Raw genomic sequence first — 20,830 nt, 5'->3', positions numbered from 1 at the left:
CCGATGTTCAAGACGCTGCTCACCGCGGGCCTGCTGCTCTCGCTGCCGACGCTGGCTGTCGCCGCCGACATTACCGGCGTGCCGAAGATCCGCGACGGCGACCAGCTCATGATCGGCAGCGTCCGCATCCGGCTCGGCGGCATCGACGCGCCGTCGACCGACCAGCTCTGCCTCAACACCAAGGGCGAGCGCTGGACCTGCGGCGTCGCCGCGCGCGACGAGCTGATCAAGCATGCCGGCAACAAGAGCTGGACCTGCCACGCCCGCTCGGTCGATCGCCGCGGCCGCACCATCGCACGCTGCGAGGTCGACGGCGAGGACATCCAGAAATGGCTGGTCGCGAATGGCTGGGCGCTGGCCTACACCCGCATCTCGCACGACTACGAAGCCGACGAGAAGGCCGCGCGTGAGGCAAAGGCCGGGATGTGGCAGGGCGCCTTCATCGCGCCGTGGGACTGGCGGGTGCGCAACAAGAAGACCACCGTGCTCGGCGCGGTGAAGCCGCCGGACGGCGCCAACGCGATCCTGCTCGCCTCGGCCTCCGGCCCGGTGGCGCCCTCGCCCGATTGCACCATCAAGGGCAACGTCAACCGCTCCGGTGAATGCATCTTTCATCAGCGGACCAGCCGCTGGTACGCCAAGATCGAGATGAAGATCAGCAAGGGCACGCGCTGGTTCTGCTCGGTCGAGGAGGCCGAGGCCGCCGGCTGCCGCGAGACGCGGCGCTGACACCTGATGGAATGAGATTGACGTGCAGCCGCGACGGCGGTCTGCTCCCTCTCCCGCTTGCTTGCGGGGAAGGGCTGGGGTGGGGGTCTCGCCACGAATCATATTCCGGAGATAGCCCCCACCCGGATCGCATCCTCGATGCGATCCGACCTCCCCCGCAAGCGGGAGAGGTGAAGGGAACGCTATGACCGATACCGGGGTCAATCAGCAGAAGTCACGCCGGCGCAGCCGCCTCCGGCAGGCGCAGATCCTGTTGCTGGTCGTCCTGGCGATCTACCTGATCGCGGCCTATCTGCTGCTGCCGGCGCTGTGGACGCATTACGAGCACCAGAAGGGCCTCGCCGATCTGCCGATGGTGACGCGCACCGCGCAGGGCATTCCCGGCGATCCGATGAATGTCGGGCTGATCGGCGACAAGAGGGACGTGGTCTGCGCGATGCACGAGGCCGGCTGGTTTCCGGCCGATCCGGTGACGCTGAAATCCTCGATCGAGATCGTGGGCAGCGTGCTGCTCGATCGTCCCTACAAGGATGCGCCGGTGAGCAACCTGTTCTATCTCGACCGCCGCGAGGATCTCGCCTTTGAGCGGCCGGTGGGATCGAGCGCGGATCGCCGCAACCATGTCCGGTTCTGGAGGGTGCTCGATCAGGGCGAGGAGAAGCGTCCGGTGTGGCTGGGTGCTGCGACGCTCGACCGCAGCGTCGGCATCAGCCACTACACCGGCGCCGTGACCCATCACATCGCGGCCGACCTCGACGCCGAACGCGCGCTGCTCGCCACGGACCTCGAGTCCGCCGGCATGGCCACCGCGAAATATCAGGTGACCGGCATCGGCCCGACCTTCAACGGCCGCAATGGCGGCGGCGATCCCTATTACACCGACGGCGAAATCTGGGTGCTGCGGCTGGTCGAGGCCTGCCGCAAGAACCAGGGCACCGTCGAGCAACTCCCGAGCCCCGCCGCGACCGAGTTCAAGGACCAGGTCTGGCGCGCGGTCGTCGAAGCGATCGGCAAATAGGGGTAAATCGCGATGAGACGGGGTTGAGTCACCATCGCGCATGAGCTCATTGTTGAGCATGATCTCCGCGCAAACGCCATGCGTTTGTCGCGGGGGAAAACCGCTTCGCACTTTTCCGGATCATGCTGCCCCGCGGTTTTGGAAACGCTGGATTGCTTCGTCCTGCTCGCAATCGAAGCCGCGATGGAATAGTCTCCGCACCTGACCCCTCACACGCATGATTTGCGCGCTTTATCCAAAAGGAACAGGACGATGACCGTTCGCGCGGGCCGGGAATTTCTGGCCATCCCCGGGCCCACCACGATGCCCGATCAGGTGCTGCAGGCAATGCACCGCCCGGCGCTCGACATCTACTCCAACGAGATGGTCGAACTGACTGACAGCCTGCTGCGCGACCTCTCAAGGCTGTTCGCCACCCAGGGCAAGTCCTACATCTACATCTCCAACGGCCACGGCGCCTGGGAGGCGACGCTCTCCAACGTGCTGTCGCGCGGCGACAAGGTGCTGGTGCTGGAGAGCGGGCGCTTCGCGATCGGTTGGGGCCAGGCCGCGGCCGCGATGGGCGCCGAGGTCGAGGTGCTGAAGGGCGACTGGCGCCGCGCGATCCGTCCGGCCGAGGTCGAGGAGCGGCTGCGGCGCGACAAGGAGCACACCATCAAGGCGATCCTGGTGGTGCAGGTCGACACCGCGTCCGGCGCCTATAACGACATCGAGGCGATCGGCAAGGCGATCAAGGCCGCCGGCCATCCTGCATTGTACATGGTCGACACCGTGGCCTCGCTCGGCTGCATGCCGTTCGAGATGGACAAATGGTATGTCGACGTCGCGATGTCGGGCTCGCAGAAGGGCCTGATGACGCCGCCCGGCCTCGGCTTCGTCGCCGCCAATGACCGCGCCTGGGACGCCCACAAGAAAGCCGATCTGCGCACGCCCTATTGGGACTGGACCGAGCGCGAGGGCTCGGAGCACTACCGCAAATATGCCGGCACCGCGCCGGTGCATCTGCTGTTCGCGCTGCGCGAGGCGATCAACATGCTGCACGCCGAAGGCCTGGAGAATGCCTTTGAGCGGCATCGGCTGCTCGGCGAAGCCGTGCGCCGCGCGGTCGCCGTCTGGGGCGAAGGACAGGTGCTCGGCTTCAACATCGCCGAGCCCGCCGAGCGTTCCAACACGGTGACGACGGTGACCGTGAAGGGCGCCGATCCCGCCGCGATCCAGCGCTACGCCAAGGAGAAATGCGGCGTGGTGCTCGGCACCGGCATCGGCGATTTGCAGGGCCAGGCCTTCCGCATCGCGCATATGGGCCACGTCAACGCCCCGATGATCCTCGGCACCCTCGGCGTCGTCGAGGTCGCGCTGACAGCGCTGAACATCCCGCACGGCAAGGCCGGCGCCGACGCCGCCATCCAATGGCTCGGCGAGAACGTGAAGGCGTAGCTGAGGGGGTCCGAGGCTTTGACCTGTCATCCTGAGGAGCCCGCCAAAGGCGGGCGTCTCGAAGGATCGACGGCCGCGCTCCCGCCGCGAGAGAATCGGAGCACGCCGCGATATTCGGGCCGTGCATCGTTCGAGACGCGCGCAAGGGCGCGCTCCTCAGGATGACGGGGATAACGCAACGAAGAGCTGCCACGACTTTTTGCGAAGGCATGAACACTTTTCGTCGTCATCATTTTCCGCTTTACTGCCGGCAACAGCGGGCACGGATCCCTGCGACACGACAAAATGGAGGGACCGCTTGGCATCGGTGGAATTGCGCGGCCTGGTCAAGCGGTTTGGATCGTTTGTCGCGGTTGATGATGTTTCGCTCGCGATCGATCGTGGCCAGTTGGTCTGTCTGCTCGGACCGTCCGGCTGCGGCAAGACCACGACGCTGCGGCTGATCGCCGGGTTCCTCGAACCATCCGACGGCGAGATCCGCGTCGGCGACCGCGTGGTGTCGTCGAAGGCGCGCACGCTGCCGCCCGAGCAGCGCAACATGTCGATGATCTTCCAGAGCTACGCGCTGTGGCCGCACATGACGGTGGCCGAGAACATCGTCTACGGCCTGCGCTTGCGCAAAATGGATCGCGACACCATCGCCAAGAAGCTCGCCGCGATCCTGGCGACCACCAAGCTGGAACCACTGGCACAGCGTTATCCGGGCGAACTTTCCGGCGGCCAGCAGCAGCGCGTCGCACTGGCGCGCGCGCTGATCGTCGGCCCCGAGACGCTGCTGCTCGACGAGCCCTTGTCCAATCTCGACGCCAATCTGCGCGAGGAGATGCGATTCGAGATCCGCCGCCTGCACGACGAATATCGCTACACCACGGTCTACGTCACCCACGACCAGTCCGAGGCAATGACGACAGCCGACCTGATTGCGGTGATGAATGCCGGCAAGATCGACCAGCTCGGCAGCCCTGAGGACATCTATGCGCGGCCGGACTCCGAATTCGTCGCGCGCTTTATCGGCGCCGCCAATGTGATCAAGGGCACCGCGCGCGATGCGAACCACGTGGAGTTCGCCGGTGCAACGCTCGAGGTGGTCGGCGCCGCGCTGACGGCCGGCCAGAGTGCGCCGGTGGCGATCCGCCAGCATGAGATCCAGCTGTCGACACAACCGCCCGCCGCCGCGCAGAACACGCTCAAGGCCATCGTGACGCGGCAGGTCTATCTCGGCATGAACCGCGACTACATGGTGGAGACCGCGGACGGCACATCGCTGCGGGTGACCACGCCGACCGAAACCGCGGTCGAGAGGGGCAGCGAGGTCTGGCTGACCTTGCCGCCCGCGCGCTGCCGGGCACTGAGCCGATAAGCAACAAGAAACGGAGCGACGCGATGCGGAAGCCGATTTCCAGACGCGATGCTCTGAAAGGCGCTGCGGCGCTTGCGGTCGGCACCGTGTTCGCTTCACCGGCACGCGCCGCCGCACCCGAGCCGGTCGCGATCACGCCCGATCTCGTCGCCGCCGCAACGAAGGAAGGCAAGCTCGTATTCTATTCGTCGATGGACCTGCCGGTCGGCGAAAGGCTCGGCAAGGCGTTCGAGGCCGCTTATCCCGGCATCACCGTGCAGATCGAGCGCTCCGGCTCGGAGCGGCTGTTCCAGCGCGTGGCGCAGGAATTCGATGCCAACATCCATGCCGCCGACGTCGTCAACAGCGCCGATGCCTCGCATTTCATCCCCTGGAAGAAGAGCGGCTGGCTGATGCCGTTCGTGCCCGAAGACGTCGCGAAACATTTTCCCGACAACTACCGCGACCCCGACGGAATGGCCGTGACGACGCGGCTGTGGCTGTCGTCGATCGCCTACAACACCAACCTGGTGAAGGCGGAAGACGCGCCGAAGAGCTTTGCCGACCTGCTCGATCCCAAGTGGATGGGCAAGATGGTGAAGGGCCATCCGGCCTATAGCGGCACCATCATGACCACCACGTTCCAGATCGTGCGCGAGCTCGGCTGGCCGTATCTGGAGAAGCTTGCGAAACAGCGCGTGATGCAGGTGCAGTCCTCGACCGATCCGCCGAAAAAGCTCTCGCTCGGCGAGCGGGCTGTGATGGCCGACGGCAATGAATATGGCATCGTGCTCTTGAAGGAAGCCGGACAACCGGTCGAGCCGGTCTATCCGACCGAAGGCACGCCGACGATCTCGGGTCCCACGGGCATCTTCGCCGCTGCGCCGCATCCGAACGCCGCAAGGCTGTTCCAGGCCTGGCTGCACACCCGCGAGACCCAGCAATTCTTCGTCGACTTCACCGGCCAATATTCGCTGCACGCCCAGGTGCAGCCGAAGGCCGGCCGGCGCAAGCTTTCCGACATCAAGCTGATGAAGGAGGATCCGGCGGGAGTGGAAGCGATGACCGAAGAGATCAAGACGCGCTATGCGCGGCTGTTCCGGGTGTAAGCGATGGAGTTCGCTCGCACGCTTCCTTGCCTCGCCCCGCTTGCGGGGAGAGGGAGCAGATGCAGCCTATTTGGGGATAGAATGACAGCAGCAATCGAGACCTCCCCCGCCTCCCGCCCCCGCATCGACTGGACCCGCCCGGTGCTGTGGCTCTTCGCAGCGGTGCTCATCCTCTTGATCCTGCTGCCGCTGTCGTGGCTCGCGGTGTTCGCCTTCACGGACAAGAGCCGGCATCCGACGCTGCAGAACTTCGTCACGCTGTTCAGCAGCCCCGATTTCCTCGATCCGCTGCTGACGACCGCGATCATTGCGACCACGTCGGCGCTGATCTGCTGCGTCGTCGCGGCGCCGATCAGCTGGCTGGTGTCGCGCACCGACATGCCGGGGCGGCAGACCATTCGCGCACTGGTGACGGCCTCGTTCGTGACGCCGCCGTTTCTCGGCGCGGTCGCCTGGGAACTGCTGGCGGCGCCGAATTCCGGGCTGCTCAACCAGCTCTACCGGCTGTTCGCCGGCGAGGATGCCGACGCGCTGTTCAACATCTATTCGATGACCGGGATCATCTTCGTGATCTCCTGCTACACGTTCCCGTTCGTGTTCGTGCTGGTGGCCAATGCGCTCGACACCATGCCGGGCGAGCTGGAAGATGCGTCGGCGATTCTCGGCGGCAATGCCTGGACCACGGCGCGGCGGGTGACGATCCCGCTCGCCCTGCCCGCGCTGGTCGCAGGCGCCCTGATCGCGTTCCTGCAAGCGATGACGCTGTTCGGCTCACCGGCGATCCTGGCGCTGCCGGCCGGCTTCCACACCATAACGACCAAGATCTGGAGCCTGTTCCAGTATCCGCCGAAGCTCGAGCTCGCGGCCGCCGCCGCGGTGCCGCTGCTGGTGCTGACCATCCTGCTGCTGCAGGGCCAGAAGGCGCTGCTCGGGCGGCGCGGCTATTCGGTGATCGGCGGCAAATATGGCGCGCCGCGCCGGGTCGAATTGCGCGGCTGGCGCTGGGCCGCGCTCGGCTTCTGCCTCCTGGTGCTGCTCAACCCGGTGTTCCTGCCTTACCTCGCGCTGCTCAACGCCGCGTTCTCGCCGAACGCGACCACGCTGGTGACGCCGTCGACGGCAACGCTGCACAATATCGTCTTCGTGTTCACCGAGCTGTCGTCGACCCAGCTCGCGCTCAAGAACACCGTGATCCTCGGTACTGCGACCGCGACGATCGGCACTATCCTCGCGCTCGTCATCGCCTATGTCACGACGCGGAAGGTGATCGCGGGCCACCGCGTGCTCGGCTTCCTCGCCACCGCGCCGGTCGCCGTCCCCGGCATCGTGCTCGGCGTCGGCCTGTTCCTGAGCTACACGCGGCCGCCTTTCGTGCTCTATGGCACGCTGTGGATCCTGCTGCTGGCGTTCCTCACCATCAATTTACCCTCGGCCTATCAGCAATTGCAGGCGGCGTTTTCGACCATCCATCCCGAGCTCGAGGAGGCAAGCCGCATCCTCGGCGCGACGCGGTTGCAGGCGCTGCGCCAGATCACCGCGCCGCTGCTGCGCACCGGCGTGATCGCGACCTGGTGCTTCATCTTCATCGGCGTGATGCGGGAACTGTCGGCGGCGATCGTGCTGTTCACCTCGCAGACCAAGGTGCTGTCGGTCCTGATCTACGATCTCAACGAAGGCGGCGACCTCGCCGCGATCGCAGTGCTCGGCATTGCGATGCTGGTGATCACCTTCGCCGTGGTGCTGGCGGTGAACCGGATCCCGATGTCGGGCGGCAATGCGGGCGCGAGGCTACGGAACGGGTAGTGACGCTCTATCGCGTGCGGGCACGCGAATAGGTGCGCCATCTGGCAATCGCCACATTCATCCCGATATAGAGCGGAACCCCGCACCATGAGGATCGTGTGACCAAACCCGCTACCACAACATCGCCCCCGGTCGCGCCGCGCCGGCCGCATTCCTTCACCACACACGGCATCACGGTGACCGACGACTATGCGTGGATCAAGGATCCGAAATGGCAGGAGGTGCTGCGCGATCCCTCGATCCTCGATCCCGATATCCGGAGCTATCTCGAAGCCGAGAACGGCTACACCGACAGCCTGCTCGGCCACACCGACGGCTTGCAGAAGCGGCTGGTCAAGGAGATGCGCGGGCGGATCAAGGAGGACGATTCCAGCGTGCCGTCGCCGGACGGCCCGTTCGCCTATTTCCGCAAGTTTCGCGAGGGCGGTCAGCACGAACTGTATTGTCGTACGCCGCGCGACGGCGGCGACGCCCATGTCGTGCTCGACGGCGATGCGCTGGCGAAGGATCACAACTATTTCAAGTTCGGCGGCAGCCGGCATTCCAACGATCATCGGCTGCACGCCTGGAGCGCCGACACCAAGGGCTCGGAATATTTCTCGATCCGGGTGCGCGACTGGGCAACCGGCGACGATCTCGACGACCTCGTCGAGGAGACCGACGGCGGCGTGGTCTGGGCCGCGGATTCCAAGAGCTTCTTCTACGTCAAGCTCGACGACAATCACCGCCCGATGCAGGTCTGGCGGCACAAGCTCGGCACCCAACAGGCCGACGACATCCTGATCTATGAGGAGCAGGATCCCGGCTGGTTCACCCACCTGCACGAGAGCGCGAGCGGCCGCTTCTGCGTGATCGCGGGCGGTGACCATGAGACCTCCGAACAGCGGCTGATCGATCTTTCCAATCCCGACGCGCCGCCGCGCCTCGTCGCGGCACGCGAGGAAGGCGTGCAATATTCGATCGCCGACCGCGGCGACGAGTTGTTCATCCTGACCAATGCCGACGACGCCATCGACTTCAAGGTCGTCACCGCGCCGCTGGCCGCGCCCGAACGCGCCAACTGGCGCGACCTGATCCCGTATCGCGAAGGCGTCTATGTGCTCGACGTCGAGCTCTATGCCGGCCACATGGTGCGGCTGGAGCGCGCCAACGCGCTGCCGGCGATCGTCATCCGCGACCTCAACAGCGGCGAGGAGCACGCGATCGCCTTCGACGAGGCGGCCTATTCGCTCGACACCATGGGCGGCTACGAATTCGACACCACCAACTTGCGTTTTGCCTATTCGTCGATGACGACGCCGTCGGAAGTCTATGACTACGACATGGCGACGCGGACACGCGTGTTGCGCAAGCGGCAGGAGATTCCGTCCGGCCACAACCCGGCCGATTACGTCACCACGCGGATCATGGCGACCTCGCATGACGGCGCGCAGGTGCCGGTCTCGATCCTGCACCGCAAGGATTTCGTTCGCGACGGCAAGGCACCGCTCCTGCTGTATGGCTACGGCTCCTACGGCATGGCGATGCCGGCATCGTTTGCCGCCAACCGGCTGTCGCTGGTCGACCGTGGCTTTGTCTATGCGATCGCGCATATCCGCGGCGGCGCCGACAAAGGCTGGGGCTGGTATCTCGACGGCAAGCGCGAGAAGAAGACCAACACGTTCGACGATTTCGCCGCCGCCGGGCGGGCGCTGATCGAGGCGAAATATACCGGTGAAGAACGCATCGTCGGCCACGGCGGCTCGGCAGGCGGCATGCTGATGGGCGCGGTCGCCAACCGCGCCGGCGAGCTGTTCGCCGGCATCGTCGCCGAAGTGCCGTTCGTCGACGTGCTCAACACCATGCTCGACGACACGCTGCCGCTGACGCCGCCGGAATGGCCGGAATGGGGCAATCCGATCGAGAGCGAGAAGGATTTCCGCACCATCCTGTCCTATTCGCCCTACGACAATGTCGCCGCCAGGGACTATCCAGCGATCCTGGCGATGGGCGGGCTCACCGATCCGCGCGTCACCTATTGGGAGCCGGCGAAATGGATCGCGCGGCTGCGCGCTACCATGCGCGGCGGCGGCCCGGTGCTGCTGCGCACCAACATGGGCGCCGGCCACGGCGGCGCCTCCGGCCGCTTCAACCGCCTCGACGAGGTCGCGATCGTCTATGCGTTCGCGCTGTGGGCGGTCGGGATGGCGGACAAGGCGGAGGCGTAACTTCTCCCTCGCCCCGCTCTTGCGGGGAGAGGGCTGGGGTGAGGGGCCGCCTCCGCAAACTCGATGCAATGAATTTGCGGAGACTCCCCCTCACCCGGATCGCATCCAGCGATGCGACCCGACCTCTCCCCGCAGGCGGGGCGAGGTAAGCAGGAACCCCGGATTGCGCTTCGCTCCATCCGGGCCACGGGTGCAGTTGATCGCCGCACTCCCTCCCATCGTCGTCCCGGCGAAAAGCCAGGACGACGGCGGAGAGCGCGGCGACAACTACCGCCCCTTCGCCTTCCGCCACGCTGCAAAATCCTTCAGCGTCTGCTCGTCGGTCGCGGGATAGAGACCGAAGATGCCGCGGCCGTTCTGGACCTGCTCGGTGACGAAATCCTCGAACGCGGTCATCTCGAACGTCTCGTCGGCGATCTCGTCGGCGAGATGCGCCGGGATCACGATGACGCCGTCGCTGTCGCCGAGGATGACGTCGCCGGGAAACACCGGCGCATCGCCGCAGCCGATCGGAACGTTGATCTCGATCGCCTGATGCAGCGTCAGATTGGTCGGCGCGCTCGGGCGATGGTGGAAGGCCGGGAAGCCGAGCCGCGCAATCTCGGCCGAATCGCGGAAGCCGCCGTCGGTGACAACGCCGGCGCAGCCGCGCTTCATCAGCCGCGTCACCAGGATCGCGCCGGCCGACGCCGCGCGCGCATCCTTGCGGCTGTCCATCACCAGCACCGCGCCCACGGGGCAATCCTCGATCGCCTTGCGCTGCGGATGCGCGCGATCGCGGAACACCTCGATCTTGTTGAGGTCCTCGCGCGCCGGCATGTAGCGCAGCGTGAAGGCCTCGCCGACCATGGTCGGCTGATCCGGACCGAGCGGATGAACATCCTGGATCATCTGGATGCGGAAGCCGCGCTTGAACAGCGCGGTCGCGACCGTCGCGGTGGAGACGGATTTCAGCTTGTTGCGGGTGGCGTCGCTGAGTTTTGACATGATGCTTAGTCCCCGGCTGTCATTCCGGGGTACGCGAAGCGTGAACCCGGAATCTCGAGGTCCCGGGTTCGCTGCGCGCCCCGGAACGACGGTGTGATGAACTAATATATCGACGGCTCGCCGACCGGCTTGCCAAAACCAGTCTCGAGGAAATCGAAGTCGCAGCCCTCATTGGCCTGCTTGATGTGCTTCGAGAACATCCAGCCATAGCCGCGCTCGAAGCGCTGCTCGGGCTGCTTCCATTCGGCGCGGCGGGTCGCCAGCTCGGCCTCCGACACATCGAGATTGATGGTGCGCGCGGCGACGTCGAGCGTGATGCGGTCGCCGTTCCGCACCAGCGCCAGCGGGCCGCCGATAAAGGATTCCGGCGAGACGTGCAGGATGCAGGCGCCATAGCTGGTGCCGCTCATCCGCGCGTCCGACAGCCGCACCATGTCGCGCACGCCCTGCTTCACCAGCTTGGTCGGGATCGGCAGCATGCCCCATTCCGGCATGCCCGGCCCGCCCTGCGGACCGGCATTGCGCAGGATCAGCACGTGATCGGCCGTGACGTCGAGATCGGGATCATCGACCGCCTTCTTCATCGACGGATAGTCGTCGAACACCAGCGCGGGTCCGGTATGCTTGAGGAAACGCGGATCGCAGGCGCTTGGCTTGATGACGCAGCCGTCGGGCGCGAGGTTGCCCTTGAGCACCGCGAGCGCGCCCTCCTTGTAGATCGGGTTGTCGACGGTGCGGATGACGTCGTCATTGTGCACTTCGGCGCCTGCGATGTTCTCGCCGAGAGTCTGGCCGGTGACGGTGATGCAGTCGAGATGCAAATGCTGCCTGATCCGGTTCATCAGGCCGGGCAGCCCGCCGGCGTAGAAGAAATCCTCCATCAGATAGAGGTCGCCGCTCGGCCGCACATTGGCGATCACGGGCACCTTGCGGCTCGCCTTTTCAAAGTCGTCGAGCCCTATGTCCTGGCCGGCGCGGCGCGCCTGCGCGATGAGGTGAATGATGGCGTTGGTCGAGCAGCCCATCGCCATCGCGACCGTGATCGCGTTCTCGAAGGCCTTGCGGGTCTGGATCTTCTGCGGCGTGAGATCCTCCCACACCATCTCGACGATGCGGCGGCCGGCCTCCGAGCTCATGCGGATGTGGTTGGCGTCGGCCGCGGGGATCGACGAGGCGCCCGGCAGCGTCATGCCGATGGCTTCCGCGATCGCGGTCATCGTCGAGGCCGTCCCCATGGTCATGCAGGTGCCATAGCTTCGGGCGATGCCGGCCTCCATGTCGACCCAGTCCTTGTCGGAGATCTTGCCGGCACGGCGCTCGTCCCAGTATTTCCAGGCGTCCGAGCCGGAGCCCAGCGTGCGGCCCTTCCAGTTGCCGCGCAGCATCGGTCCGGCGGGCAGGTAGATCGCCGGCAGGTTCATGCTGGTGGCCCCGAGCAGCAGGCCGGGCGTGGTCTTGTCGCAGCCGCCCATCAGCACCACGCCGTCGACCGGATGACCGCGCAGCAGCTCCTCGGCATCCATCGCCAGCAGGTTGCGGTAGAGCATTGTGGTCGGCTTCAACAGCGATTCCGACAGCGACAGCGCCGGCAGCTCGAGCGGAAAGCCGCCGGCCATCAGCACGCCGCGCTTGACGTCGTCGACCCGGCTCTTGAAATGCATGTGGCAGGGCTGCGCATCCGACCAGGTGTTGATGATCGCGATCACCGGCCGGTCGCGCCACTCCTCCGGCGCGTAACCCATCTGCATCGCCCGCGACCTGTGGCCGAAGGCGCGCAGATCATCGGGCGCAAACCAGCGCGCGCTGCGCAATTGATCCGGGGTCTTGTTCCTTTTCGTCATCTTCGATGCGCCATATGTCTCGACATTGCTCGCACGCGCGCAATCCCGGCACGCTTGCCCGCCTCAGGCATACACTCGATTTTCAGAGATGTCGTCCCGCGCCCCGCGCAGACGTGCCGTTCGCTGAACGTGCGCCGCACGGGCTCCGCAATGTGCGCAATCGGAACGTAAACCGGGCTTGGCAACCAGCCTTGGCTTATTTTTGCTGCGCCGTCATCACGATGCGGACCAGATCGGCGGCGTTGCGCGCGCCGAGCTTCTTCATGATGTTGGCGCGGTGATCCTCGATCGTGCGCGGACTGATGCCGAGGTGGCGGCCGGCTTCCTTGTTGGAGGCGCCCGCGGTGAACTGCTCGAGCACCTCGCGCTCGCGGCGGGTCAGCGGCTCGCGACCCGGGAAGTGGAGCGCGGCGATCCGCGACGCCGAGGTCTCGGCCTGGCGCCTGGTGTAGGCGTCGATCGCCTCGTTCAGACGGCTCACGATCTCATTGCCGCGGAACGGCTTCTCGATGAAGTCGAGCGCGCCGTTCTTGATCGCGCTGACCGCCATTGCGATGTCGCCCTGACCGGAGATCATGAAGATCGGCGCCGGATAATCCTCGCCATGCAGCTCTCTCAGGATATCGAGGCCGGATTTGCCGGGAATATGCACGTCGAGCAGGATGCAGGCCGGCGTCCTGCTGCGCGCCACCGCGAGCAACGCCGCGCCGTCCGCAAAGCAGATCACCTTGTAACCAGCGGTCGACAGGACCACTGAAAGCGTCTCGCGAACGGCAGGATCGTCGTCGACTACAAAGATTTCCCCGCGCGGAGCGCCATTCTCAACCATATGCATCGTCCATCAGTGGTGAAGCGTGCTGCCCTGACCGCACAAGAACTAACTAGACCATCTCGATCAATGGACCCGTATTTGTACGGGACGTCCGCTTAACGCACAAGTAGCACCGCGTTCCCTAAAAGTGGGGGGCAGTGGAGAAACATGCATGGAAAATGCAGCGGCGGACCGCATTGCAGTGCGCTTGGACGAGGGCAATGATCCCTACGGTCTGATCGTGACGGACCTGGTCGCGCTGATTGGCCATGTTCAGACGAGCCTGCGGCTGATCGAAGCGGCGATTACGCGCGAGGCCGTGCTGGCCGAGCGTCAGGCCGACACCGGCATCGTCGTTCGCGACGACGTTACCCCGCGCTGCCTCACAGCGTCCACCGCCTTGAAAGCCCGCGATGCCGGCCTCGGCGCGGCGCTCGACCGGCTGCGCGATTCCTGGGCACCGGCGCGCCTGCTGAACTGACCCACCGCAACCGACGGTTCGGCCAATCACCTCGATTGTCGACGCCCAACCCATCAGGCGGCGATCTGTTCCACGCATCGTCCGAATTAGCCGCGGGCCTTGCGCGCCCGGTCGGATCAGGCCGTCTTGACGTCAGGCCCTGGCCCGTTCTTCGTCGGCGGACGATCGCCGCTTGCTCGGCTTGCCCTTGAGGAAGCTGATGTCCATTTCGGTGCCGTTGACGCGGACCAGTTCGCAGCGGCGATAGGCAAGTCCGGTCGAGGACAGCAGGAGGAAAAACTCCTTCAGGTTGAGCCCCTGAATGGAACCTTCGACGGTCAGCGACGCATCGGTGTCGGAGATGGCATTGAGCTGGCAGTCGCGCCGCCAGGTGCCGTCGATGGCCATGATGCAGACATCGACGCCCCGGCTGAAGGTGACCCGCTCAATGGATTTGCCGTCCTCGGTCATCGCTCAATATCCGACCGCCATGGCAGGCTTCGGCATGGCGAGCCCGCCCCGCACCCCGCTCGGCCGGTACAGGCCACGCCGCTCGGGAAGCGGCTTGAACGTGTCGGTCAGGCCGACCACGGTTTCTGCGGCGCCCAGCACCAGGAAGCCGTCGGCCTCCATTAACCGGGCGAGACGGTTGAAGATGTTGATCTTGGTGTCCTGATCGAAATAGATCAGCACGTTGCGGCAGAAGATCACGTCGAACGTGCCGAGCTGGGAGAAATCGTGCAGCAAATTGAGCTGGCGGTGCTGCACCATCGCGCGCAACTCGGGATTGACCTGCCAGAATTCACCCGACTGCTTGAAGTACTTGACCAGCATCTGGATCGGCAGCCCGCGCTGCACCTCGAACTGGCTGTAGATGCCGGCCTTCGACTTCTCCAGCACCTCCTGCGACAGATCGGTCGCGATGATCTCGACGCGCCATCCGGCAAGCGCCGCGCCCATTTCCTTCAGGCACATCGCCAGCGAATAGGGCTCCTGGCCGGTGGAGCCGGCGGCGCACCAGATCCGGACGCTGCGGCGCGCGGCGCGTGCCTTCAGCACCTCCGGCATGATGGTGTCGCGGAAGTGCTCGAACGGCACCTTGTCGCGGAAGAAGAACGTCTCGTTGGTGGTCATGGCCTCGACCACCTGGACGGTGTGCGCGGACGAGCCCGCCTTGATCTTGGCAACCAAGTCGGGGATGCTGGACAGGCCGCTCTTGCGCGCCAGCGGCAGCAGGCGGCTCTCGATCAGATATTGCTTGTCCGCGGACAGATCGAGACCGGACTGGTCCTTCAGGAGCTTACGCAAATACTCGTAGTCGGGGGGCGTCACGGGAGCCTCACAAGGGACTGAATGGTGAAACTGGGTGTCAGGCTTCGGCCGACGCGTCGAGCGCCAGCAGGCCCACTTCCTGGAATTTCGCGATCACGATGTCCTTGTCGAACGGCTTCATGATGTATTCGTTGGCACCGGCATGCAGCGCCCGCGAGATGTGGTCGATGCCGTTCTCGGTGGTGCAGAACACGACCTTGGGCTGATCGCCGCCGGGCATGCGGCGGAGCTGCACGAGGAATTCGAAGCCGTCCATGACCGGCATGTTCCAGTCGAGCAGCACGGCTTCCGGCAGCGCGCGTTTGCAGGCTTCGAGCGCGACCGCGCCGTCCTCGGCCTCGATGACGGTGAACTCCATTCCTTCGAGGATGCGGCGCGCGATCTTTCGCACCACGCCGGAATCGTCGACGACGAGACATGTCTTCATGTGTTGGCCTCCTTGTGGAATCCACCGTCTCCGCGGTGGACTGTTACGCTGCAGCAGCTGTCCTTGGATCGGTCTTGGGCACCAGTTCGAGCACGCGATCGACATCGAGGACGACCATGAGCTGGCCGTCGAGGCGGTGGACGCCGCCGGCGAGCTTGGCCATGCGGGGATCGAGGTTGACCGGATTGTCCTCGCGGCTGTCGTCGGGCAGCCGCAGCACCTCGCCGATCTGGTCGATCAACAGGCCATAGGATTCGCCGCGCTGGTCGACGCCGACCGCCATCGGAGGCTTGCCGTCATCGGCCTTCGGCAGCCCGAGCCGGGCGCGCATGTCGACCACGGTGACGATGCGGCCGCGCAGATTGAGCACGCCGGCGATCTCGCTGGAGGCCAGCGGCACCCGCGTCAGCCGCTCCGGCATGAACACGTCCTGCACCCGCGAGATCGGCAGCCCGAACAGCTGGCCGCCGATCACGGCGGTGACGTATTCGGCCATGGCGCCTTCGCTGGTCTCGGTCTTGCTGGTCATCACTCTTTTCCTTATGCGGCCCGGCGCAGCTCGGCGGTCTGCTCTTTCAGCGCCGCGATCAGCCCGGGACGGTCAAACTTGGCGACATAGTCGTGGAAGCCGGCCTGCCGGCCGCGCTCGATCGCCGCCGGCGACACCATCGCCGACAGCGCGATGATCGGCAGCCCGATCAGATTGTGGTCGCTGCGGATGTTCTCGGCGAACTCGAAGCCGTTCATCTCGGGCATCTCGATGTCGGTCAGCACGACGTCGAAGCTTTGCCCCGAACGCAGCGCGGCGAGCCCTTCCTGCGCGCCGCCCGCGGTCCGGACCTTGTAGCCGGCGGCCTTCAGCACCGGCGCCAGCATGTTGCGGAAGAACGCCGAGTCATCGACCAGCAGCACCGACTGCGCCGAGGCCGACGGGCGCATCTCCTTGCGCGAGAACCAGTCGGCGAACGCCATCGGCAGGAAGTGGCCGACGTCGATCACCTCGGTGGCCTGGCCCTTGATCACCGCCGAGCCGAGGATGCCGTCCTGCGAACCCGCGACCTCGATGTTGAGCCGCTCCTCGACGATGTCGATGATCTCGTCGACCACGAGCCCCATCGAGCGGCCGTCGTCGGCGAACACCAGGATCGGCTGCGAGCCCTGGTTCTGCACCTCGACCCCGGCCATCTGCACCAGCGGCATCAGCTGCTCGCGGTACTGCACCATGTAGCGGCCGTTCGAGAGCTCGATCTTGTCGGTTGCGATCTCTTCCAGCCGGGTGACGAGGCCGAGCGGCACCGCCTTGGGCTGTGAGGAGCCGGCGCGGAACACCAGCAGCGAGGTCAGCTGCTCGCCGCTTGCGGCATGCGCCGCGGCATTGTCGTCGGCAAGGTCATGGGCCGAGGAGCCGGACGCGCCGAGCGCTTTTGCAATCCCGTTGGGGTCGATGATCATGATCACGGCGCCATCGCCCAGAATGGTGTTGCCGGAGAACATGTCGATGTGCCGCAGCTTGGTCGACATCGGCTTGACCACGATCTCCTCGGTGTGGAACACGCCGTCGACCACGATGCCGAAGGTCTGGCTGCCCACCTGCGTGACCACGATGAAGCCGTTCTCGGCATCCGTGGAGGTCGCGCCGTCGTCGATCTTGAGCAGCTTCTTGAGGTGGATCAGCGGCAACAGCTTGTTGCGCAGCCGCAAGACCGCGGTGTCCTTGATCCGCTCGATGCGGTGCTCGGAGTTGGCGCGGGCCCGCACCAGCTCGACCACAGACAATTGCGGAATCGCAAAGCGGTCGCCGCCGGCTTCCACGATCAGCGCGGAGACGATCGCCAGGGTCAGCGGGATCTTGATGGTGACGGAAGCGCCCTCGCCGGCCACGCTCTTGATGTCGATGGTGCCGCCGATCTGGTCGATATTGGTGCGCACCACGTCCATGCCGACGCCGCGGCCGGACACCGAGGTGACCTGCGCGGCGGTCGAGAAGCCCGGCGCGAAGATGAACTTGTGGATCTGGGCCTCGGTCATCTTCTCGAGCTCGGCCTCGGTGACGAGACCGTTCTGGAGCGCCTTGGCCTTGATCCGCTCGGTGTTGAGCCCGCGGCCATTGTCGGCGATGCAGATGATGATGTGGCCGCCCTCGTGATAGGCCGAGAGGCGAATGGTGCCCTGTTCCGGCTTGCCGGCCGCGACCCGCTCGGCGGTGGTCTCCAGCCCATGATCGGCGGAGTTGCGCACCATGTGCGTCAGCGGATCCTTGATCAGGTCGAGCACCTGGCGGTCGAGCTCGGTGTCGGCGCCGTGCATCTCGAGCTCGATCTGCTTGCCGAGTTCGCCGGAGAGGTCGCGGACGATGCGCGGCAGCTTCTGCCAGGCATTGCCGATCGGCTGCATGCGCGTCTTCATGACGCCTTCCTGCAGCTCGGCGGTGACGTTGGAGAGCCGCTGCAACGGCACCTTGAACTCGGTGTCCTCGTTGCGGCGGGAGATCTCCAGCAGCTGGTTGCGGGTCAGCACCAGCTCGGAGACCATGGTCATCAGGTGTTCGAGGGTGTCGACATTGACCCGGATCGACTGGTTGGCGATCTTGTCGCCTTCCTGGACGTCCTCACCCGCGGCCTTGCGGGCCGGCTTCTTCGCAGCCTCAGCGGGCTCAGCGGCGGCGGGCGCAGCGACGGGCTTCGCGGCCGGCGCCGGCGCGGCGACTTCGGTCTCGGTCTCGCGGAAGGCGCGCTCGAGCTCGTCGAGCGAGACCTCGCCCGGACGCAGCGCACGCTCCAGCGTCTGCACCACCAGCGTGCCTTCGGTCGCCGCCTGGGTCATCGCCGCTTGCACGGACGGAGCTTCAACGACCGGCACATCTTCTTCAGCAACGGTCGCACCAGCAGCCATCGCCGCCATGCCGTGCTCGACCATCGCCTCGAGCTGATCGATCAGGTCGCGGTCGTTGCCCTCGGGCTCGGCCTCGGTCGCCTCCAGCCCCGCAAGGATCTCCTTGATGCGGTCGATCGAGGACAGGATCAGCGTCACGGCTTCCGCCTTCACCGGCATGCCGTCGCGGAATTTGCCCATCAAGGTCTCGCCGGCATGCGCCAGCGCCTCGAGCCGCGGCAGCCCGAGGAAGCCGCAGGTGCCCTTGATGGTGTGCACCAGGCGGAAAATGTTATCCAGGATCTTCGCGTTGTTCGGATCCTGCTCGAACTGCACCAGCTGGTTGTCGACCGTATCCAGGCTCTCGCTGCTCTCCGTCAGGAACTCGCGCAACAGATCGTCCATGGATAGGTCCCCTCAAGGTGCTACGGAACGCTCGCCGTGCATGGATAACTTGGCCGGCTTCACGGCGACGTTAATTTTGCCGTCCGTGCAAATACGGACGATGAAGCGCTTCAGCAGTTCGACGACGCATCACGACATCACGGCCGGTCTCACAAGGACAGGCCTTACCACCCGGACGGGAAAGAGGCCGTTCCATCGGTCATCGCAATTTGAACTAATTGGAATTGAGGACCGCTAAGTCGCGCAAAACGCTCGCGCCATGATGACCGCCTGCATCCGAACGCGATCGCCCATTGGTTGAACCCGGCGGGATGGTTAAGCGCAGCCAAAGCAAAAGGCGGCGGAGTTTCCTCCGCCGCCTCGATAGTCGATGTCTGTCGCGGCTACGCTTAGCGGAGCAGCTGCAGCACGCTCTGCTGCGACTGGTTGGCCAGCGCCAGCGCGGACACCGCGATCGACTGGCGGGTCGACAGCGCCTGGCTGTTGGCCGCTTCCTCGTTGGTGTCGGCCAGCGTCAGGTTGGACGAGCCGGTCTGCAGCACGTTGATCAGGTTCTTCGAGAAGTCCTGGCGGATCTGCACGATCGACAGGTTCGAACCGAGGGTCGAAGCCTGGGTGCGCAGCAGGCCGCTCGCGTTGTTCAGCGTCTTCAGCGTGGCGTTGGCCGAAGCGTTGTCCACGAAGTCCGTGCCGGCCACCAGCTTGGTGAGGTTGAGGCCGGTGGCGTCGAAGGTCACGCCCTGGATCTTCAGCGTCGAGGAGCCCGTCTCGTTGAAGGTCAGCTTGAGCTGATCGCCATTGAGCAGGTTGATGCCGTTGTACGACGCGTCCTGGGCGGTCGTGGTGATCTGGTCCAGGATGTTGTTGTACTGGTTGACCAGGTTGGCGCGGTTCGCCAGCGCGGTCGGGTCCTGCACCGGAGCGCTGCCCGTGAGGCCGTTGAACAGCTTGCCGGCGCCGGCAGCCGTGCCGCCGATCGTGCCGATGGTCGCCGAAGCGGCATCGTTGGTGGTGCTGATGGTGAGCGCACCGGCCGCGCTGAGCGAGGCCTGCAGATTGTTGGCCGCGAGTGCGGCGTTCAGGTCGTTGAGGGACTTCACCTTGCCCGTGCCGGTGCCGAAGGTGATGTTGGTCGCAGTGCCGTTGCCGGTCGCGCCGATGGTCAGCGTGAGGGTGTCCAGCGGACTCGCGCCAGCCGTGCCGTTCGCGGTCGCCGTCGCACCGGCCGGGAGACCGAGCTGCGTCGCGTCGCCCGAGCTGAACGTACCGACGGTGAGCGAGTCCGCGGCGCCGGCGGTGTTGGTGCTGGTGAGGACCAGCTTGCCGGTGCCGTCGATCGAGGCGGCGACCTTGGCGCTGGCGCCGACCTGCGTGTTGATGGCGTCGCGAACCTGGGTGGCGGAGTAGTTCGTGCCCGAGTTCAAGGTCACAGTCTGGCTGTTGATCTGGAACGTCAGGTTCGCGCCGGCCGCGGTAAGGTCGATGCCGGTATAGGCCGCGGTGCTGGTGAGGGTTGCATTGGTCGGGGTCGCGGTGCCGAGCAGGTTGTCGGCGGTCGCGCCGGGGATCGCGGCGGTCGTCACCGACGACTTCGCGGAATAGCCGACGGCAGCCTGCAGGGCCTGGTTGGCGACCGACTTGGCGCTGTCGACGAGCTTCTGCAGCGAGGTGATGCCGGTGTTGGCGGCCTGCAGCACCTGCACGCCGTTGCCGATGCCGTCCAGCAGGTTGTTGATGTCACTGGCGCGGTTGTCGAGCGACTGCGCCGTGAAGAAGTTGGTCGGATTGTCGAGAGCAGTGTTGACCTTCTTGCCGGTGGACAAGCGGTTCTGCGTGGTGGCGAGCAGGTCAGCGGTCGACTGCAGCGAAAGCAGGTTTTGACGGACCGATGCCGAAAGAACGATGCCGGACATACTGGATACCCTTCTGGATGAACACGATTGACGCGACGCCGTAAATTTCGCACGGCGACCCACGCCACACTGGTCCGTCCGCGCTACCCGTTCGTTAAAGGGCTGGTCCGTACAAATACCCAGAACGGCCTTGCCTGTGAT

At 65.5% G+C, this 20,830-nt stretch carries 17 protein-coding genes; 8 read left to right on the top strand and 9 right to left on the bottom strand.

What is annotated here, in order from left to right; genetic code table 11:
• Positions 1-3: 3 nt before the first annotated feature.
• From E2I15_RS32140 to E2I15_RS32110, 7 genes are all read left to right on the top strand, one after another.
• A complete protein-coding gene (locus tag E2I15_RS32140; RefSeq protein WP_137483733.1) occupies positions 4-729 on the top strand; it encodes a thermonuclease family protein in 726 nt (241 codons plus the stop codon).
• A 184-nt stretch (positions 730-913) separates the two neighbouring features.
• A complete protein-coding gene (locus E2I15_RS32135; protein ID WP_137483732.1) occupies positions 914-1,747 on the top strand; it encodes an LssY C-terminal domain-containing protein in 834 nt (277 codons plus the stop codon).
• 252 nt (positions 1,748-1,999) lie between these two features.
• Positions 2,000-3,184 carry a pyridoxal-phosphate-dependent aminotransferase family protein gene (locus E2I15_RS32130; protein ID WP_137483731.1) on the top strand — a complete coding sequence of 395 codons (1,185 nt, stop codon included), beginning with the start codon at positions 2,000-2,002 and terminating at the stop codon, positions 3,182-3,184.
• Positions 3,185-3,491: 307 nt separating this feature from the next.
• Complete coding sequence (locus E2I15_RS32125; protein ID WP_246668452.1) at positions 3,492-4,544, top strand: ABC transporter ATP-binding protein; 1,053 nt, start codon at positions 3,492-3,494, stop codon at positions 4,542-4,544.
• 23 nt (positions 4,545-4,567) lie between these two features.
• Positions 4,568-5,632, top strand: a complete 1,065-nt coding sequence (locus E2I15_RS32120; RefSeq protein ID WP_137483729.1) for an extracellular solute-binding protein — start codon at positions 4,568-4,570, stop codon at positions 5,630-5,632.
• An 81-nt stretch (positions 5,633-5,713) separates the two neighbouring features.
• Positions 5,714-7,435: an ABC transporter permease gene (locus E2I15_RS32115; RefSeq protein ID WP_155262681.1), complete on the top strand. Its 1,722-nt coding sequence runs from the start codon at positions 5,714-5,716 to the stop codon at positions 7,433-7,435.
• A gap of 98 nt (positions 7,436-7,533) precedes the next feature.
• Positions 7,534-9,642 carry a S9 family peptidase gene (locus E2I15_RS32110; protein ID WP_137484173.1) on the top strand — a complete coding sequence of 703 codons (2,109 nt, stop codon included), beginning with the start codon at positions 7,534-7,536 and terminating at the stop codon, positions 9,640-9,642.
• Positions 9,643-9,909: 267 nt separating this feature from the next.
• On the opposite strand, the gene E2I15_RS32105 is transcribed toward E2I15_RS32110, so the two are convergent.
• The 3 genes from E2I15_RS32105 to E2I15_RS32095 all read right to left on the bottom strand — a co-directional run bounded on the left by E2I15_RS32105 (position 9,910) and on the right by E2I15_RS32095 (position 13,299).
• On the bottom strand, positions 9,910-10,629 hold the full coding sequence (locus tag E2I15_RS32105; RefSeq protein ID WP_137484170.1) for a ribonuclease activity regulator RraA: 720 nt from the start codon (positions 10,627-10,629) through the stop codon (positions 9,910-9,912).
• Between the two features lie 101 nt (positions 10,630-10,730).
• Positions 10,731-12,470 carry an L-arabinonate dehydratase gene (araD, locus tag E2I15_RS32100; RefSeq protein WP_137484168.1) on the bottom strand — a complete coding sequence of 580 codons (1,740 nt, stop codon included), beginning with the start codon at positions 12,468-12,470 and terminating at the stop codon, positions 10,731-10,733.
• Positions 12,471-12,666: 196 nt separating this feature from the next.
• A complete protein-coding gene (locus E2I15_RS32095; protein ID WP_018269422.1) occupies positions 12,667-13,299 on the bottom strand; it encodes a response regulator transcription factor in 633 nt (210 codons plus the stop codon).
• A gap of 154 nt (positions 13,300-13,453) precedes the next feature.
• Between E2I15_RS32095 and E2I15_RS32090 the strand changes: the two genes are divergently transcribed.
• Positions 13,454-13,762: a hypothetical protein gene (locus E2I15_RS32090; protein WP_137484165.1), complete on the top strand. Its 309-nt coding sequence runs from the start codon at positions 13,454-13,456 to the stop codon at positions 13,760-13,762.
• Positions 13,763-13,894: 132 nt separating this feature from the next.
• Here E2I15_RS32090 and E2I15_RS32085 read toward each other — a convergent pair whose 3' ends face one another.
• From E2I15_RS32085 to E2I15_RS32060, 6 genes are all read right to left on the bottom strand, one after another.
• Entirely contained in the window at positions 13,895-14,212 is a 318-nt protein-coding gene (locus E2I15_RS32085) for a hypothetical protein (RefSeq protein ID WP_028343631.1), read from the bottom strand.
• A gap of 3 nt (positions 14,213-14,215) precedes the next feature.
• On the bottom strand, positions 14,216-15,073 hold the full coding sequence (locus E2I15_RS32080; protein ID WP_137484163.1) for a CheR family methyltransferase: 858 nt from the start codon (positions 15,071-15,073) through the stop codon (positions 14,216-14,218).
• A 37-nt stretch (positions 15,074-15,110) separates the two neighbouring features.
• Complete coding sequence (locus tag E2I15_RS32075; RefSeq protein WP_137484161.1) at positions 15,111-15,500, bottom strand: response regulator; 390 nt, start codon at positions 15,498-15,500, stop codon at positions 15,111-15,113.
• Between the two features lie 43 nt (positions 15,501-15,543).
• Positions 15,544-16,029, bottom strand: coding sequence for a chemotaxis protein CheW (locus E2I15_RS32070; protein WP_155262680.1), 486 nt, complete (start codon positions 16,027-16,029; stop codon positions 15,544-15,546).
• A gap of 11 nt (positions 16,030-16,040) precedes the next feature.
• Positions 16,041-18,776 (bottom strand): hybrid sensor histidine kinase/response regulator, encoded by a 2,736-nt coding sequence (locus E2I15_RS32065; protein ID WP_137484181.1) that lies wholly within the window; start codon positions 18,774-18,776, stop codon positions 16,041-16,043.
• A gap of 389 nt (positions 18,777-19,165) precedes the next feature.
• A complete protein-coding gene (locus E2I15_RS32060) occupies positions 19,166-20,689 on the bottom strand; it encodes a flagellin N-terminal helical domain-containing protein (protein WP_137483860.1) in 1,524 nt (507 codons plus the stop codon).
• Positions 20,690-20,830: the final 141 nt, after the last annotated feature.

This window comes from Bradyrhizobium sp. BR2003, assembly GCF_009720285.1.
Classification (GTDB): Bacteria; Pseudomonadota; Alphaproteobacteria; order Rhizobiales; family Xanthobacteraceae; genus Bradyrhizobium; species Bradyrhizobium elkanii.
Note: the sequence above shows the minus strand (reverse complement) of the source record. Positions and strands in the feature narration are given on the sequence as shown.

Coding starts and splice junctions, on each gene's coding strand:
- E2I15_RS32060 (WP_137483860.1), bottom strand. CDS start 20,689: ATGTCCGGCATCGTTCTTTCGGCATCGGTCCGTCAAAACCTGCTTTCG.
- E2I15_RS32115 (WP_155262681.1), top strand. CDS start 5,714: ATGACAGCAGCAATCGAGACCTCCCCCGCCTCCCGCCCCCGCATCGAC.
- E2I15_RS32085 (WP_028343631.1), bottom strand. CDS start 14,212: ATGACCGAGGACGGCAAATCCATTGAGCGGGTCACCTTCAGCCGGGGC.
- E2I15_RS32090 (WP_137484165.1), top strand. CDS start 13,454: ATGGAAAATGCAGCGGCGGACCGCATTGCAGTGCGCTTGGACGAGGGC.
- E2I15_RS32105 (WP_137484170.1), bottom strand. CDS start 10,629: ATGTCAAAACTCAGCGACGCCACCCGCAACAAGCTGAAATCCGTCTCC.
- E2I15_RS32075 (WP_137484161.1), bottom strand. CDS start 15,500: ATGAAGACATGTCTCGTCGTCGACGATTCCGGCGTGGTGCGAAAGATC.
- E2I15_RS32070 (WP_155262680.1), bottom strand. CDS start 16,029: ATGACCAGCAAGACCGAGACCAGCGAAGGCGCCATGGCCGAATACGTC.
- E2I15_RS32135 (WP_137483732.1), top strand. CDS start 914: ATGACCGATACCGGGGTCAATCAGCAGAAGTCACGCCGGCGCAGCCGC.
- E2I15_RS32130 (WP_137483731.1), top strand. CDS start 2,000: ATGACCGTTCGCGCGGGCCGGGAATTTCTGGCCATCCCCGGGCCCACC.
- E2I15_RS32120 (WP_137483729.1), top strand. CDS start 4,568: ATGCGGAAGCCGATTTCCAGACGCGATGCTCTGAAAGGCGCTGCGGCG.
- E2I15_RS32095 (WP_018269422.1), bottom strand. CDS start 13,299: ATGGTTGAGAATGGCGCTCCGCGCGGGGAAATCTTTGTAGTCGACGAC.
- E2I15_RS32140 (WP_137483733.1), top strand. CDS start 4: ATGTTCAAGACGCTGCTCACCGCGGGCCTGCTGCTCTCGCTGCCGACG.
- E2I15_RS32065 (WP_137484181.1), bottom strand. CDS start 18,776: ATGGACGATCTGTTGCGCGAGTTCCTGACGGAGAGCAGCGAGAGCCTG.
- araD (WP_137484168.1), bottom strand. CDS start 12,470: ATGACGAAAAGGAACAAGACCCCGGATCAATTGCGCAGCGCGCGCTGG.